The organism is Streptomyces sp. CNP082, from assembly GCF_059570535.1.
In genome coordinates, this window is record NZ_JCANSZ010000091.1 from 1 (window position 1) to 16574 (window position 16574).

General features: G+C 72.0%; 15 protein-coding genes. 9 read left to right on the forward strand and 6 right to left on the reverse strand.

Annotated elements, in window-relative coordinates; genetic code table 11:
- Positions 1–399 (forward strand): phosphatase PAP2 family protein (locus tag B124_RS35245; protein WP_496507109.1); only part of this gene is annotated, 399 nt, incomplete at its 5' end.
- Between the two features lie 174 nt (positions 400–573).
- Here B124_RS35245 and B124_RS35250 read toward each other — a convergent pair.
- The 6 genes from B124_RS35250 to B124_RS35275 all read right to left on the reverse strand — a co-directional run bounded on the left by B124_RS35250 (position 574) and on the right by B124_RS35275 (position 7092).
- Complete coding sequence (locus B124_RS35250; RefSeq protein ID WP_496507110.1) at positions 574–1233, reverse strand: TetR/AcrR family transcriptional regulator; 660 nt, start codon at positions 1231–1233, stop codon at positions 574–576.
- A gap of 93 nt (positions 1234–1326) precedes the next feature.
- On the reverse strand, positions 1327–2598 hold the full coding sequence (locus B124_RS35255) for a cation:proton antiporter (protein ID WP_496507111.1): 1272 nt from the start codon (positions 2596–2598) through the stop codon (positions 1327–1329).
- An 84-nt stretch (positions 2599–2682) separates the two neighbouring features.
- Positions 2683–3465: a helix-turn-helix transcriptional regulator gene (locus B124_RS35260; RefSeq protein ID WP_496507112.1), complete on the reverse strand. Its 783-nt coding sequence runs from the start codon at positions 3463–3465 to the stop codon at positions 2683–2685.
- A 227-nt stretch (positions 3466–3692) separates the two neighbouring features.
- Positions 3693–5279, reverse strand: a complete 1587-nt coding sequence (locus B124_RS35265; protein ID WP_496507113.1) for a class I adenylate-forming enzyme family protein — start codon at positions 5277–5279, stop codon at positions 3693–3695.
- 92 nt (positions 5280–5371) lie between these two features.
- Positions 5372–6529: a DegT/DnrJ/EryC1/StrS family aminotransferase gene (locus B124_RS35270; RefSeq protein ID WP_496507114.1), complete on the reverse strand. Its 1158-nt coding sequence runs from the start codon at positions 6527–6529 to the stop codon at positions 5372–5374.
- A gap of 5 nt (positions 6530–6534) precedes the next feature.
- Positions 6535–7092 (reverse strand): cupin domain-containing protein, encoded by a 558-nt coding sequence (locus tag B124_RS35275; protein ID WP_496507115.1) that lies wholly within the window; start codon positions 7090–7092, stop codon positions 6535–6537.
- Between the two features lie 1255 nt (positions 7093–8347).
- Between B124_RS35275 and B124_RS35280 the strand changes: the two genes are divergently transcribed.
- From B124_RS35280 to B124_RS35315, 8 genes are all read left to right on the forward strand, one after another.
- On the forward strand, positions 8348–8971 hold the full coding sequence (locus B124_RS35280) for a hypothetical protein (protein ID WP_496507116.1): 624 nt from the start codon (positions 8348–8350) through the stop codon (positions 8969–8971).
- Complete coding sequence (locus B124_RS35285) at positions 8968–9180, forward strand: hypothetical protein (protein ID WP_496507117.1); 213 nt, start codon at positions 8968–8970, stop codon at positions 9178–9180. Before B124_RS35280 ends, B124_RS35285 begins: the two co-directional genes overlap by 4 nt.
- Positions 9181–9833: 653 nt before the next feature.
- Positions 9834–10820 (forward strand): mevalonate kinase, encoded by a 987-nt coding sequence (gene mvk, locus B124_RS35290; protein ID WP_496507123.1) that lies wholly within the window; start codon positions 9834–9836, stop codon positions 10818–10820.
- Positions 10813–11862: a diphosphomevalonate decarboxylase gene (gene mvaD / locus B124_RS35295; protein ID WP_496507118.1), complete on the forward strand. Its 1050-nt coding sequence runs from the start codon at positions 10813–10815 to the stop codon at positions 11860–11862. Before mvk ends, mvaD begins: the two co-directional genes overlap by 8 nt.
- Positions 11859–12971, forward strand: a complete 1113-nt coding sequence (locus B124_RS35300) for a phosphomevalonate kinase (protein ID WP_496507119.1) — start codon at positions 11859–11861, stop codon at positions 12969–12971. Before mvaD ends, B124_RS35300 begins: the two co-directional genes overlap by 4 nt.
- Positions 12971–14122 (forward strand): beta/alpha barrel domain-containing protein, encoded by a 1152-nt coding sequence (locus tag B124_RS35305; RefSeq protein WP_496507120.1) that lies wholly within the window; start codon positions 12971–12973, stop codon positions 14120–14122. Before B124_RS35300 ends, B124_RS35305 begins: the two co-directional genes overlap by 1 nt.
- On the forward strand, positions 14119–15180 hold the full coding sequence (locus B124_RS35310; protein ID WP_496507121.1) for a hydroxymethylglutaryl-coenzyme A reductase family protein: 1062 nt from the start codon (positions 14119–14121) through the stop codon (positions 15178–15180). Before B124_RS35305 ends, B124_RS35310 begins: the two co-directional genes overlap by 4 nt.
- Before the next feature lie 3 nt (positions 15181–15183).
- On the forward strand, positions 15184–16353 hold the full coding sequence (locus B124_RS35315; RefSeq protein ID WP_496507122.1) for a hydroxymethylglutaryl-CoA synthase: 1170 nt from the start codon (positions 15184–15186) through the stop codon (positions 16351–16353).
- The last annotated feature ends 221 nt before the right edge of the window (positions 16354–16574 follow it).

A 16574-nucleotide genomic window follows, 5' to 3' on the forward strand; every position in this document is an offset into this window, starting at 1 on the left:
GGCGGGCCGGGCATGGGCACGGTCGACGACATCCGCGCCGATGAGTGGGCCGGCTACCTGCCGGTGGGCGACCACCCGGAATACCCCTCGGGCTCCACCAGCCTGTGCTCGGCCACCTCACAGGCCGCCCGGCGCTACTTCGGCTCCGACGAGCTGGACTGGACGATCAACTACCCGGCGGGCTCGACGGTCGTCGAACCGGGCATCACCCCCGGCACGGACCTGTCGATCCACTTCCCCACCTGGACCGACTTCACCCGCACCTGCGGCAACAGCCGGGTGTGGGGCGGTGTCCACTTCCAGACCACCGTCGACCGGACGATCGTCTTCGGCGAGCAGTTCGGCGACCTGGCCCACGAGTACGTCCAGCGCCACGTCAACGGCGAGGTCAAGGACTGACCTCAGGGCCGGCCTGCGGCCCTGACGCACACGCACAGGACGGGGGCCTTCGGGTACGGGGAGGCGGATCCGGTCAGCGGTCCGCCGGGCCGCCGGGCCGCCCGAAGGCCCGGTCCTGCGCGCGTCCGTGCGCGGCGCTCCGTGTGCGGGCCGGGCAGCATCCCGCGGGGGTTGTCAGCCCGCCTGGTCCGTGCCGCGGGAGGTCAGGCCGTGTTCCAGCACCGCCAGTGCCCGGTCGAACATCTCCGGCAGGTCGCCTTCCTGCTGCCCGTCGCCCCATTCGAGGACCACCTGGTGCAGGCCGCCCATCATGGCGCCCACCAGGACCCGCAGCTCCAGGCGGTCCGCCTGCGGCCCGGCCCGCTCGACGAGCGCGGAGGTGAGGACCTGGACCGCCTTGTCCTGGCCTTCGTTCATCTGCGCCTGCAGGGCCGGCACCGCACGCACCAGCTCCATCCGCCACCGGTACTCCGCGTTGAACTCCTCGTAGGTGGCGCGCACCATCTGCGACACCGCCGCCCGCAGAGCAGCCAGCGGCGGCTCGTGGGCCGGGCGGGCGCGCAGGACCTGGGCACCGGAGAAGGCGTAGTCCTCGTCGCGCAGGACGATCTGCTCCTTGTTGCGGAAGTAGCGGAAGACGGTGCTCGGCGAGACCTCGGCGGCGGCGGCGATCTGCTCGACGGTGGTGTGGTCGTAGCCCCGCTCGTCGATCAGCCGGCGGGCCGCCGCACGGATCGCCTGGCGGGTGCGCAGCTTCTTGCGCTCGCGCAGGCCCAGACCGGCTCCGGCAGGCGGTGCCGTCGCGGATGTCTCTTCGGGTGTGGCTGAGGACATAGAGGTCATTGTCGTGCACCGGCAGCCGGATCGTTCACCGGCCCGGCCGGCCTCCCGCACCCGGCCCCGCGGCCGGCGCTCTTGTTCTTCAGGTCAGGCGGGGGTGCCCACCGTCCCCGTCGTGTGTCCGGGCACGCCCGGTGCCGCAAACGGGCCGGTATCGCGGGGGCGGCCGAGGATCAGGCTCAGCAGCGGGCCGGTCATCGCGGTGGTGAGCACGGCCATGACCACCATGAGGGTGTAGAGGTCCCGCCCGATGAAGCCCAGTTGCAGGCCCACGTTCAAGACGATGAGTTCGGTCAGGCCGCGGGTGTTGAGCAGCGTGGCCAGCGCGGCGCAGCGCCGCGGCGGCATGCGGTTGAGGCGGGCGGCCAGGAACGCGCCGGCGAATTTGCCGCCGACGGCTGTGAGCAGGATCAGCGCCAGCGCTTTCAGGCCGCCGGCGTCCAGTCCGGACAGGTCGACCTGCAGGCCGGAGACCAGGAAGAACACCGGCAGCAGCAGGGTGGCCGTCATCTGCCCGAGGCGGTTGTGGACTTCGGCGTTCAGCTGGGCGGTGCCGGTGCGCGGGAGGATGGCGCCGAAGAGGAACGCGCCGAAGATGTAGTGCAGCCCCACCCACTCGGTGGCCGCGGCGGACAGCAGCAGACCCGCCAGGATGCACGCGGCCACCGTCGGGGTGAGCCTGAGTTCGCTGCGGCCGGCGGCCAGGCGGCGCAGCAGCGGGCGTACGGCGAAGAGCATGCCGGCCAGGTAGGGGGCGGCCAGCAGCATGCGCCACTGGCTGCCGCCGGCCGGGCTGGTGGCCGCGACCACGACGGCCAGCAGGACCCAGGCCAGTACGTCGCCGACGGCGGCGCAGGCCAGTGCCACCGCGCCCAGCGGGGTGCGGGTCATCTGCCGGTCGGTGAGGATACGGGCCAGGACCGGGAACGCGGTGATCGACATGGCGACGCCCATGAAGAGCACCAGGGCGGTGGTGGAGCCGGTGCTGTAGTCACCGGCCAGGTGGAGCGCCAGGAGCATGCCCAGGCCGCAGGGCAGCAGGATCGAGGTGAGGGAGACGGTGGCGGCAAGGCGTCCGTTGCCGCGCAGCAGCGCGGCGTCGATCTCCAGGCCGACGAGGAACATGAAGACCGCGATGCCGACCGCGGCCAGGGCGCTGAGCATGGGCCGTACGGTGCCGGGGAAGAGGGCGTCGCTGACAGCGCCGTCGAAGAGGGTCGGCCCCAGCGCGATGCCGGCGAGGACTTCGCCTGTCACCGCCGGCTGCCCGAGCCGCCGGGCCAGCGCGCCCAGCAGGCGGGCCAGGAGCACGATGACAGCCAGGCCGACGAGCAGTGACGTGGTCTGATGCGTGTTCATGCCTTCCCTCTCCGTGAGCTGGGATCCCGCCCGCATCCCGGGGCGGGGGGTGCGGGCGGCAAGGCCAGGCGGGGCGGGCGGGGTTCACGCCGGGGCCGGCTGCGGGTCCATGCCCGTCAGGGCGAAGAGGACCGGCGGCCGCGTCCAGTCCATCGGGGAGAGGGTGACATCGCGGATGCGCCCGGCGTCAGCGCCCACCCGCACCGGGCCCACGGTGGCCGTCAGCCAGCCGGGATCCGCGCCGGTGCCCTGGCGGGCCACCGCGTGGATGTACCAGGTGCCCGCGGGGATCGGCCCCAGCGTGAAGCGGCCCGGTGCGCGGATGCTGGCCCCAGCGGCGGGGATTCCCTGCAGGATGGCGCCGTCGAAGGCTCCGACGTACGCGCGTGAGAACCCCGCCCCGGTGGTGCGCAGCAGAGCGCTGACCGAGCCGGCGGGCCGCGCCGGGGCCGCCGGCACGGACACCGGCGCCCCCGCGGGCAGCCCCGCGGGCAGCCCTGCGGGCGGTGCGGCGGGCGGCGGGGGCTGGGGTGCGGGGTTGGCGGGATGGCAGGACAGGCTGCGGTAGCGGGTCGGGGACAGCCCCACGCAGGCGGTGAAGCGGCGGGTGAAACTGCCCGTGCTGCTGTATCCGACGCGGGCGGAGATGTCGGCGACGTTCAGCGGGGTGCTGAGCAGCAGACGCTTGGCCTCGTGCAGGCGCACCGCGCTGAGGAACCGTCCCGGGGTGACGCCGGTGATGCGGGTGAACTCCCGCAGGAAGTGGTACTTGCTGACCCGCACGCTGCGCGCGAGGTCATCAAGGCTCAGCGGTTCGAAGAACCGTTCGCGGATCGTGGTGACGGCATGGCGTACGAGGTGCTCCATGCGGGGCTCCCGGTCGCGGTCGTGTGCCGGCTGCCGCGGCGGTGCCTGCGGCCTGACTCCGCCGAGGTGGTCACATCGCTTGTCCTGGGCGGGACGGCCGTGCACGTGCCGGCACAGCACACAGGGGGGCTGGGCCTGCCGGGACATGGGGTGCGGCCGGGCTGCCCCGGATGTGCGGGCGGGGCCCGCCGGCGTTGCTGGCGGCGACGCCGGCGGGGTGCGCCTGGTCAGTCCTGCTGCTCCCACTGCTTTTCCAGCTGGCGGGCCAGGGCGAGCCGCTGCACCTTCAGCGTGGCGGTCCTGGGCAGGTCGGCCTGCGGGATCTGGACGGGGTCGGACAGCTGGGGGTAGGCAGCGGCAGCAGCGCGCCAGCGCTGCCGGTCCAGCGGCTTGTCGTCGACGGTGCAGATCACCGGGACGGGCCTGGAGCCGGGGCCCTGGACGACGACGAGTTCGCTGAGTTCGCTGAGCTTGCCCAGGACGACGTCCTCGATCTCCAGGGAGCTGCGCACGCCGGGGATCATGTCGATCTCGCGGTCGAGCATGTGCAGGCAGCCGAGCCTGGTGCGGTAGCCGACGTCGCCGGTGCGCCACCAGCGGCCGTTGCGGTTGTCGTCGTAGCGGTCCTGTTCGGCGAAGTAGGTCTTGGCCAGGCCGTCCCAGGCGACCTCGATGAAGCCGGGGCTGGTCTCGGAGGGAGGCTGCCCGTCCCGGCTGACCACGCGGATCTTCGCGGCGCCCAGGGGCATGGCCCAGCCCACGCAGCGCCCGTTGGCCTTGTGGGCGGAGTGACGCAGATAGGCGCGGCCGGCGGCCGGGCCCACCTCGCTCTGCCCGTAGATCTGGAAGAACAGGGCCCCGCGCCGCTGGGAGGATTTGAGCAGCTTGCTCATCGTGCCGGGGTGGATCGCATCGAAGGTGCTGGAGAAGACCTTCACCGAGGCGAACGGCGTGCGCGGGTCGTCGGTCAGCGGCTCCCACTCCATCAGCGAGTTGGGCAGCGCCTCGATGAGCGCCGGCCGGTGCGCCAGCAGGTGCCCGGCGACCTCCTGGGGGTCGGAGTTGCGCAGGAGCAGGACCGGGAACTCCTTCAGCAGCGCCAGGGACATCGCCGCGACCATCCGCGAGTGCACGAACGGCACGTGGATCGCGACGGTCTCCTTCTGGCGCATCAGCGACAGCAGCCGCCACTGCGGCAGCAGCCGCAGCCCCTGGGTGCGGGGGGTGTGCACCACGAGCTTGGGCAGCCCCGTGGTGCCCGAGGTGTGGGTGATCACCGCGGCCTCGTCGATCGGCCGGACCACCGGGCTGACCCGCGGCGCGCCGGCCAGCGAGGCCAGGGAAACCGTGCCCGGCCGCTGACCGCCGACGACGATGACCCGCTTGGTCAGGTCCGCCAGCGGGATGTCGGCCAGCATGTCGAGCTTGGCCGCATCGGTGAGCAGGTTCGGCTTGTCGACCCGCTCGAGCAGGGCAGCGACGGTCACGGCGTCCAGGGCCGGCGAGAGGTTGACGACGACCGCACCGATACGGGAGACACCGGCAGCGATCATCCAGTGGTCCGCGTTGCCCGTCTTGAAGATCACGACACGCTCACCGGGCCGGATGCCCGCCGCCCACAGACGCCCCGCCACCTCGTCCACGTGCCCGGCGTACTGGGCCACCGTCATACGCCGTCCCGCCTCGGGGAAGACGTCCAGCTCGTGATCCAGGGTGATCGGCGTCGACGGGTTCACGGCCGCGGCCATCTGGGGCAGCAGACCGAGGTGAAGACCACGCTTGAGTATCGATTTGTAGGCTGTGGAGCCCTTCATGGGGACTGTCTCCTTCGGGAGCTTCTGGGAAAGACGCAAGCCGCGCTCGCGGACAAGACCCGTGACACCGGCCGGGCCGGCCGGCGGCGGTCTCAGCCGGCGCGCCGGGTGGGCGACGCGTGCGTGCGGACCGCCTTGCGCAGGACTTCCGCGACCCGTTCGGCCTGGCTCATGGTCAGTTCGGCGTGCATGGGGATGCCCAGGTTGCGCGTGAAGAGGTCCGCCGAGACCGGGCAGACCTGCTCCGCCTGGAACGCGGGCTGCAGGTGGCTTGCCCAGGTGCCGTGGAAGGACCCGATGTTCTGGGCGCGCAGCTCGGTGGCGACCGCGCCGCGGTCCACACCCGGATCCAGCGTCACCAGGTAGGACTGCCAGGCATGGGTACGGTCGGCGGGCACGTGCGGCACCGTCAGGAGTTCCTCGCCGGCCAGGAGTTCGCCGTAGCGCGCGGCCACAGCGGCCCGGCGTGCCAGCAGTTCCTCCACCCGGCCCAGCTGCACCTGCAGGATCGCCGCGGCGATGTCGGACAGCTTGTAGTTGTAGCCGATCTCGGTGAACTCGGGGATCGGCAGGCCGATGACCTGCCCGGCATCGAAGATGCTGCCGATACCGAAGGAGGAACGCTGCCGCGCGCCGGCCGCGACGGCCGGGTCGGCGGCGATCAGCGCGCCGCCTTCACCGCTGCTGGCGCCCTTGCGCCCGTGGAAGGACAGGCACGCCACCTCGGCCAGAGATCCGGCCTCGCGGCCCTGGTAGGTCGCGCCGACCGCGCAGGCGGCGTCCTCGACCAGGAACAGCCGGTGGCGGTCGGCAACGGCCTGCAGCTCGGTGTAGTCCGCGGGCAGCCCGACGGTGTCGACGGCGATGATGCCCACGGTCCGCTCGGTGACCAGCGCCGCCACCGCCTGCGGGTCCACGGTGCCGGTATCGGCGCGCACGTCGGCGAAGACCGCAGTGGCGCCGACGTAGCGCACCGCGTGGGCGGGAGCGGGGAAGGTGTAGTCGGCGACGATCACCTCATCGCCCGGGCCGACGCCGAACGCGAGCATCGCCAGGTGCAAAGCGGCGCCGCAGTTGCTCAATGCCACCGCGCCGCCGGCCCCGTAGCGTTCGGCCAGCCGGGCTTCCAGGGCCTTGCCCCTGGGGCCCTGGCCGGCCGGCCAGCCCGAGGCGAACACCTCGGCGACAGCGGCCAGTTCCTGCCCGCCCAGACTCGCGTGCGTCAAAGAGATCTTGTCCGTCGAGGTCACCGGCGTCACGCTCCGCGCCGGGCGGCCGGCTGGGCAGCGTACGAGGCCGGCGGGTCGAAACGCAGCGGCGTGATCTGGTGGACGTCATACCGCCGGCGCATCTCCTCAACAGCGTCCGCATCCACCGTCGCGCCGGACGACCAGATCTCGGCGATCTCCTCGAAGTAGAGCTCGTGGACCGGGGAGGGAAGGCACTGGAACAGCATGCGCACCGGCTCACCCGAGGCGTTCCTGAACGCGTGCGGGGTGTTCGCAGGGACGAACATGCTGGCACCCGCGGTCGCCCTGACCATCCGGTCCCCCTCGGGCGATTCCCACTCGTGCCAGTTTTCCGCCGTACGCTTCGTCGGCTCGAACGCCAAAAGCTCCAGCTCTCCTTCCAGAACGTAGAAGAACTCCTGCGCCTCACCGTGGACATGCGCCCCGACATCGAATCCGGGCGGCACGACCACCTCGAAGATCGATACAGAAGAACCGTCCGCCTCCGTGGCCTTGAAGGTCACTTCCTGCGCCCTAGTGATCAGCTTTCGCCCCTGCCCCGGAGGGAGGATCAGACCAGACATGCAGTTCACTTCCCTTTGCTCGCGCGGAATCCTGCTTGCAGACACGGTGGCGGAACACCCCCGCCCCACCCAGCCCAGACCGGCCCGCCCCGGCGTGCCCGTGCAGCCGGCACCCCGGATACCCGGCGCCGCCCCGGCGGCGACACCCGCGGAACACCGGAACACCGCGGTACACCGCGGAAACCGCGGAAACCGCGGAACATCAAGGAACGCCGGAAAACGCCGGAAAACGCTGTGAACGCTGTGAACGCTGTGAACGCCGGGACCGCAGCCGGGCGGGCCGCGGTCCGCGGCCCGCCCGGGGTGGCCGGTGCACAAGCCGGGGTTCTGGGGCATCCCCGGCCGCAGCCCGGCTGACTCCCGCAGCACCGGCGCCAGCGGCGGCAGCGGCTGCCTCAGGCGGGCATCGTCACGTGCCCCGGCGGGCCCGCCCGCGCAGGACGCCGCACGCCGAGGACGAGAGAGACAGGAGGAACGGGAGAGGCGGGAGAGGCGGGAGAGGCCGGGGGGAGGCGCGGCCCCATGGGGGCAGACCCGCAGATATGGTGCCCAACTGCCCGTATCGCACCGGTTTTTGGGAAGGGAGGGGTTGCGCAAATAGTGACACGGACGGAGTCTCCGCACCAAGACCACCTGCGGTGACGTGAGTCACGTCACCCGGGCGGCGGCATGCCGTGCATCCCCGTCAGCCCGCCTGCCGGCGCCGCGCGGGGCGGGGGGGCGCCGCGGCCGGCGCACGGCGCGGGAGGTGCTGTGTCCGGTGCCGCGGGCAGCCGCCGGGGCGGCCTCGGCGGGGGTGGCGGGCAAGTGCCCCGGCCCGGCCGGGATGCACGCGGGGTGCCGGCGGGCGGCGCGGCTTTCAGGGCCCGGTGCTCCCCGGCAGGTGCCGGGGGCCGCGCCGGGCAGCGCCCGTCCTGGACCGGCAGCCGCGCCGGGACGGGGGGGCGTGCCGGGCCGGGCCGGTGGGTGCGGCGGGGCCGCGGGGGTGGTTTGTGATCAGGGTGCGGTCGGGGGGAAACCCGTGGTGGACCTGGGTGGTGACCGCCCCCCACCGAGCCGCGAACGAGGCTGTATCGGGACTCCAGAGCCCGTCGGTAGTTTGTCCGGCAAGTGTTGTCAGTCCTGCCTTACCGCAGCACAGCGCCGGCATGAAACGGGATATGAGAAGGAACGCTGCACCGACTGCCGCGACCGGCATGGCATGCATGTGGAATTCCCCGCGATTGCAGGGGGCGAGCCGCCTCAAGGAGGTTCAATGAAGGCGTGCCTCAGGGATCACGCCCATGAAAGCCGTGCTGTCGCCGGGTTCGTTCTGTGTGCCCCGTGCATCCGCCAGGTGGAACACAATCTGCGCACACTCCCCGGTCTCCACCAGGAGAGTCTGCATCACGCGTCGCCGACGTCCCGGCGGATCAGCCCCACGAAGGTTTCCGGAAGCCGTACCCGGGAGCATCTGAACATCTCGGTGCTCGACTCCCGTTACCACATTCTCGCCACGCTCGAGTCCTGGTCGGACGTTGTCGTGGAACAGCTGGGGACCGCGGCCCCGGTGCGTTCGGTTCCGCAGCTGGCCCGGTTTCTGGCCAGGCACCTCAGGTGGCTGGCCGCCCAGCCGCCGGCCGGTGACTTCGCAGACGAGACGGAAAGCCTCGTCACCGAGCTGCGCGGAATCATAGACCCCGGCTCCAGCGCCCCCCGCACGATCATCCGGAAATGCGTCGTGGAGGACTGCGGCGGGACGATAAGCGCGTGGCCGAAGAGCGCCGGGAACCCGGCGGGAAGAAGCATCGAGTGCTCCGCGGGGCACACCTGGGAAATGCATGAATGGCTGAATCTGAGGCAGCTCATGGAGCGGCAGCGAAAGGATGTCAGCGCATGACAAAACCGCCACGCCACCGGCTCGTCCCCACGAAAGTGGCCGCGCTCGCCGTGGGGGTTTCCGAAGCGACCATCCGCAAGTGGGTGAGCCGGGGGAAGATCACCCGCTACGGCGCGCCGAACCGCCGCTCGGAATTCGACATCGACGAGCTCACGCAGATCGCCCTGCAGCGCCGGGCCCTGGCCCCGCGCGGCCCGGTGGCCCGGTAGCCGGCCCCCCCCGGGGGGACCAGGCCGCAGCGGCAGGCCGTCTCACGTGATACTCCATCGGGAAGTGACACAGCGTCACACAGCGGTCCGGGCACGGGCGGACGCGGGCACCGGCCCCGCCACGGGCACCGGCCGGTGCCCGTCCGTCCTGCCGGGCCCTGCGCTCCCCCGCCCCGCGGCGGGCGCGCCGGCGCCGGGGGGCCGCGTGCGGGCTGCCCGGGGCGGGCGTGAGTCACGTCACTGCGCAGCGGGCTTGGCGCGACGAAAGCCCTGTGTCACTATTTTCGCGCATCTACCCTGCCCAAAAACGTTTACGGGGCAGTGGTGCGGTGCCGTATCCCCCGGCCTGTGCGAGGCCGGCGGCCTGTCCGGGACGGGCCGGTTCTGTGAGCGTGCGGCACCTGTTTCCTGTGGTCTGCGGCCCCCGTCCGGGGGTGTGCGCCGGTGTGTGCACTGCCAGGGCCGGCGGCCGGGTGCGCTGTGCCCGCCGCGGCCTGCCGGGGCCGGCCCGGGGGCGGTTGCGGGCGGTCTGCGGCGCGCGGGTGCCCGCGGGGCCTGGCGTCTTTGCTTCGTTCCTTCCTGGACATCCTCACGTTGCGATCTCACTGCGGAAACGACAAGGGGAGCTGAGTGCGTTGACTCTACCGACCTCGGTGGAAGGGGTTTCGGGAAACCACCGGGCTCGCTCAGTCGGCGTCGGCCGGGCCCATGCCAAGGCCATCGTGCTGGGAGAGCATGCGGTCGTCTACGGGGCTGCGGCGCTGGTGGTGCCGATGGTGCAGCTGACGGCCACGGCGAGCGCCGGCTGGTCGCCTGCCGGCGCGGACGGTGAGGGTGAGGTGTCCTTCACCATGACCGGTTCGGCGACCCGGGCGGTGGCCACGCAGGCCTCTGACGGGCTGCGGCAGCTGACCGCGGCGTTCAAGGAGCGCATGGGGGTGGCCGGCAGCCGGCATCTGGACGTGATCCTCGACGGCGCCATCCCGGCCGGGCGGGGGCTGGGCTCCAGCGCGGCGAACTCGCGGGCGATCGTGCTGGCCCTGGCTGAGCTCTTCGGCTGCGAGCTGTCCGACAGGCAGGCGTTCGACCTGGTGCAGACGGCCGAGCACGTGACGCACGGCCGGGCCAGCGGTGTCGATGCCATGGCCGTCGGTGCCCCGGCGCCGCTGCTGTTCCAGGCGGGCCGGGCGCGGGAGGTGAGCATCGGCTGCGAGGGGCTGTTCATCGTCGCGGACAGCGGTGCCGCAGGCAGCACCAAGGAAGCCGTCGAGCTGCTGCGGGAGGGCTTCACGCGCCGCGAGGGGGCCAAGGAGAAGTTCCTGGACCGGGCCTCGCACCTGACCGAGCAGGCCAGGCGTGCTCTGGCCGAGGGCCGGCCGGCCGATCTGGGCGCGCAGTTGACGGACTATCACGAACTGCTCGCCGGAGCCGGGCTGTCCACGCCGCGGATCGACGCGCTGGTGGCCGCCGCGCTGGCGGCGGGCAGCCTCGGAGCGAAGATCACCGGCGGCGGCCTGGGCGGCTGCATGATCGCGCTGAGCAGGCCGCAGGACGCCGGCAGGGTCACCCGGGCCCTGCACGAAGCCGGTGCCGTGCACACCTGGGTCGTACCGCTGAGGAGGCGCGCTGAGGATGTCTGAACAGCAACGCGTCCTGCCCGCACCGCAGGAGCAGCAGACGGCGGGGGCCACCGCGGTGGCGCACCCGAACATCGCGCTGATCAAGTACTGGGGCAAGCGGGATGAGCAGTTGGTCCTTCCGCGCACCGACAGCCTGTCGATGACGCTGGACATCTTCCCCACCACCACCAGCGTCCGCCTGGATCCCGGGGCCGGGCACGACGCGGTCCGTCTGGGCGGTGCGCCCGCGGCCGGCCAGGCACTCGAGCGCATCACGGCGTTCTTGGACCTGGTGCGCCGGCAGGCCGGCAGCCGCCAGCGGGCCGTGGTGGACTCGGTGAACACCGTGCCCACCGGGGCGGGCCTGGCGTCATCAGCCAGCGGGTTCGCCGCCCTGGCAGTGGCCGCCGCCGCCGCGTACGGGCTGGATCTCGATGCCACCGGGCTGTCCCGGCTGGCCAGGCGCGGGTCGGGGTCGGCCTCGCGGTCGGTCTTCGGCGGCTTCGCCCTGTGGCACGCCGGACAGGCCCACGGCACAGCGCAGCAGGCGGACCTCAGCTCCTACGCCGAACCGGTGCCCGTGGGGCGCCTGGATGCGGCGCTGGTCATCGCGGTGGTCAACGCAGGGCCCAAGGAGATCTCCAGCCGTGCGGCGATGCGCCGCACGGTGGCGACGTCACCGCTGTACGAGCCGTGGGCCGCCTCCAGCGGCCAGGACCTGGCCGAGATGCGCACGGCGCTGGCACGCGGCGACATCGAAGCGGTCGGTGAGATCGCCGAACGCAACGCGCTGGGCATGCACGCCACGATGCTGGCGGCACGGCCCGCGGTGCGCTACATGTCACCGGCGACACTGGCGGTGCTCGACAGCGTCGCCGCACTCAGGCGCCAGGGAGTGGCGGCCTACGCGACGATGGACGCAGGCCCCAACGTCAAGGTGCTGTGCCCGGCCGCGCAGGCACCGCAGGTGGCCCAGGCGGTGCGCGGTGCCTGCGCACCGGGCGCGGTGCACATCGCCGCCCCCGGCCCGGCCGCACGCCTTTGCGGCGGGAGCGGGCAATGACCCAAGGACGCACGGCCGTCCACCACGCGCCGGGCAAACTGTTCATCGCGGGCGAGTACGCGGTGGTCACCCCCGGCGTCCCGGCGATCCTGGTGGCGGTGGACCGGCACCTGACCGTCACCGCCCGCACCACCGCCGGCAGCCAGGTGGAGATCTCCTCCGACCTGGGCCCGCGCGCAGTGCGCTGGCAGTGGACCGGCCCCCGGCTTTCCCCCTCCCCCGGCCCGGACAGCACACAGGCGGAGAAATCGCTGGCACACATGGTCTGCGCCGTCGAAACCGTAGGCCGCCTGGCAGCCGAAGGCGGCCTGGACCTGCCCGGGATGAGCCTGTCCGTCACCAGCCGCCTGCACGAAAACGGACGCAAATACGGGCTGGGCTCCAGCGGCGCGGTGACCGTAGCGACGGTGGCAGCCGCAGCGGACCTGTGCGGTCTGACGCTCACCGAAGACGACCGCTACCGCCTGGCGATGCTCGCCACCGCCCGCCTGGACGCCAAAGCCTCCGGCGGCGACATCGCCGCCAGCACCTTCGGCGGCTGGATCACCTACCAGGCACCCGACCGGGCCTTCATCGCCGGCCTGGCCCGCCGCCAGGGCATCACCGCCGCACTGCGCACCCCCTGGCCGCACGCCGCCATACGCCGCCTGCCGGCACCGGCAGAACTGAGCCTGCAGGTCGGCTGGACCGCCAAACCGGCCTCCACCGCCCAACTGGTGTCCTCACTGCACCAGCGCACCTGGCGCCAGAGCAGCACCTACGACACGTTCGTCAAAGCCACCACCGACATCGTGCACGCCTGCACCGACGCAGCCGAAAACGGCAACAGCACCAGCCTGCTGCACCACATCCGCCTCGCCCGCCGCGAACTGGCCCGCCTGGACGACGAAGCAGGCCTGGGCATCTTCACCACCGAACTGACAGCACTGTGCGACGTGGCCGAAGACCTCGGCGGCGCGGCCAAACCCTCCGGAGCAGGAGGCGGCGACTGCGGCATCGCCCTGCTCGACACCCACGCCACGCACGACATCCACCAGTTACGGCAGCGGTGGACCGCGGCCGGGGTACTGCCCCTGCCGCTGAACCCCGCCGCCGAAAGGACCACATGATGAGCCGGCAGCACCACACCCCTGCCCGGCCCACCAGACCACCACACCAGACCCGCACCACACCACCCACCGGCCACACCCCAACCAGCACCAGCACCAGCACCGGCACCGGCACCGGCACCGGCACCGGCACCGGCACCGGCGCCGGCAGCGACCGGCCGGACACCGCACCGGACGCATCCTGCACCGGCACCGACCGCCCGGGCATCCCGCCGGCCGCATCCTGCACCGGCAGCGGCCAGCCGGACGCGCCGCCAGCCGCGCCCCGCACCGGCACCGACCGGCCGGACGCCTCGCCGTCCGGGTCCTGCACCGGTGCCGGCTGGCCGGATGTACCGCCGGGCGGGTCCTGCGGTGGCGCTGGCCGGCTGGTACCACGGTGCGTCAGCGTGATCGCCGGTGGCAGCGTGAGGCCCGGTGGCAGCCTGATCGCCGGTGGCAGCGTGACGTCCGGTGCGACCGGCCGGAGCGGCCTGGCCACCGCCGCCCGTCACGCCGGGGTGCCCCTCGCCCCGCAGGGGATGCACGCCTGCCTTGAGGACCCCCCGTGCACGCAGAGCGCCCGGGCGGTGCGCACGACCCCCCCGCGCGGGCCCGTCACGGCAGCCCCCCGCGCGACAGCCTCCCCCCAAAGCACGCGGCGCGCCGTCAGCCTGCTCCAGGCCGACAGCCTGCAGATCCGTCTGACCGCGGCGCGGGAAACCCCCGCGGCCGAAGACGACCGGCCGTCCGCGTCCTGCACAGCACAGCCCGAGCAGATCACCGCCCCCGCCCCCGCCCCCGTCTTCGTCGACGGCGTCGACGGCGTCGACGGCGTCGGCGGCGGGCGGAGCCGGCCCGCCGTCCATGCGCTGAAGCAGACGGGGACGCGGGCAGCCGGCGCCAGCGGCCGGGGCAGCACCCACCGCACCCACCGCACCCACCGCCCGCATGTCGCCCGTACCGCGCACGGCCGCCGCGGCGCCGGCTGCGAGGTGCCCGCCCACGGCACCCCGCACACCCGCCGCACCCAGCGCACCCAGCGCACCCGGCGCACCCGGCGCGGCGGGTGCGGCGGGTGCGGCGGGTGCGGCGGGTGCGGCGCCGGTGTCCGGCGCCCGGTCCGGCGTTCCACCACCGACACCCTTGAGATGACGGGAAGCACACGATGACCGATGCACACGCGATAGCCGGCGTCCCGATGAAGTGGGTGGGTCCCCTTCGCATCTCGGGAAACGTCGCCACCACCGAAACCCACGTGCCGCTGGCCACCTACGAATCGCCGCTGTGGCCCTCCGTGGGCCGCGGGGCGAAGGTGTCCATGCTCACCGACCACGGCATCGTCGCCACCCTCGTCGACGAGCGGATGACCCGCTCGGTGCTCGTCGAAGCCGCTGACGCGCACACCGCGCACACCGCCGCGCAGCACATCCACGCGCACACCGACGAACTGCGCGAGGTGGTACGCGGCTGCTCACGGTACGCCCGGCTCATCGGCATCCGGCACGAGATCACCGCCAACCTGCTGTTCATCCGCTTCGAGTTCGCCACCGGCGACGCCTCCGGGCACAACATGGCGACCCTGGCCTCCGACAAGCTCCTGGCCCACCTCCTGCACACCATCGACGGCATCTCCTACGGCTCGATCTCCGGGAACTACTGCACCGACAAGAAAGCCACCGCGATCAACGGCATCCTCGGACGCGGGAAGAACGTCGTCACCGAACTCCTCATCCCCCAGGAGATCGTCAACGACGTCCTGCACACCACAGCCGCGAAGATCGTCGAGCTGAACATCCGCAAAAACCTGCTGGGCACCCTGCTGGCCGGCGGTATCCGCTCCGCCAACGCCCACTACGCGAACATGCTCCTGGGCTTCTACCTGGCCACCGGCCAGGACGCGGCGAACATCGTCGAAGGCTCACAAGGCGTCACGATGGCCGAAGACCGCGACGGCGACCTCTACTTCTCCTGCACCCTGCCGAACCTGATCGTAGGCACCGTAGGCAACGGCAAGGGCCTGGGATTCGTAGAAACCAACCTGACCCGCCTCGGCTGCCGCGCCGACGCCGAACCCGGCCACAACGCGCGGCGGCTGGCCGTCATCGCCGCAGCAGCAGTGCTGTGCGGGGAACTCTCCCTCCTCGCCGCACAGACCAACCCCGGTGAACTCATGCGCGCACACGTGAGCCTGGAACGCGACACCACAACCGTGAAGGTGGGTGCCTGAAACATGCCCGTGCCCGTCGGAATCCACGACCTGTCCCTCGCGACAACCGAGTTCGTCCTCCCCCACACCGCCCTCGCCGACCACAACGGCACCGACATCGGCAAATACCACGTCGGCATCGGACAGAAATCGATGAGCGTCGCCGCCGCCGACGAAGACATCGTCACCATGGGCGCAGCCGCCGCCGCACCCGTCATCGCCCGCCACGGCGCCGACAGCATCCGCACCGTCATCTTCGCCACCGAGTCCTCCATCGACCAGGCGAAAGCAGCCGGCGTATACGTCCACTCACTCCTCCAACTCCCCTCCGCCACCCGCGTCGTCGAACTCAAACAAGCCTGCTACGGCGCCACCGCAGCCCTGCAGTTCGCCGTCAGCCTCATCCAGCGCGACCCCGCCCAACAAGCCCTGGTCATCGCAAGCGACGTCTCCAAATACGACGCGCAGAGCCCGGGCGAAGCAACCCAGGGCGCCGCAGCAGTGGCCATGCTCATCACCGCACACCCCGCCCTGGCACGCATCGACAGCCCCTCAGGACTGTTCACCACCGACGTCATGGACTTCTGGCGCCCCAACTACCGCGACACCGCCCTGGTCGACGGCAAAGAATCCATCAACGCCTACCTCCAAGCCGTCGAAGGCGCCTGGAAGGACTACACAGAACAAGGCGGCCACACACTCTCAGAATTCGCCGCGTTCTGCTACCACCAGCCCTTCACCAAAATGGCCTACAAAGCCCACCGCCACCTGCTGAACTACTGCGAACTCGACACCGACACCACCACCATCGAACAAGCCATCGGCCTGACCACCGCCTACAACACCGTCATCGGCAACAGCTACACCGCATCCATGTACCTCGCCCTGGCCGCACTCCTGGACCAGGCAGACGACCTCACCGGCCAGCCCATCGGCATGTTCAGCTACGGCTCCGGCAGCGTCGCCGAGTTCTTCGCCGCAACCCCCCAGACCGGCTACCGCACCCACCTGCGCACCCACGCCAGCCAGCAGGCCATCACCCGCCGCCACACCCTCGACTACAACGGCTACCTCCGCCTGCACGAACACACCTTCCCCACCGACGGCACCACCCACCACACCCCCACCCAGACCACCGGACCCTTCAGACTCGCCGGAATCAGCAACCACAAACGCATCTACGAAACCCGCTGACCCCCACCACCAGCCCCACCCGCCACCCAGAACCCAGGCCCCCAGCCCGGAACCCCCACCCAGCCGGAGATCCAGAACCCCCACCAGGGAACCCAGGCCCCCCACCAGAGGACCCAGGACCCCCAGCCGGGGAACCCAGGACCCGTACCGGACCCGACCCCCGCCCCAGACCCCCAGCCAGCCCGGAACCCGGGCACCCGCCCGGGCACAGCCCAACCCCC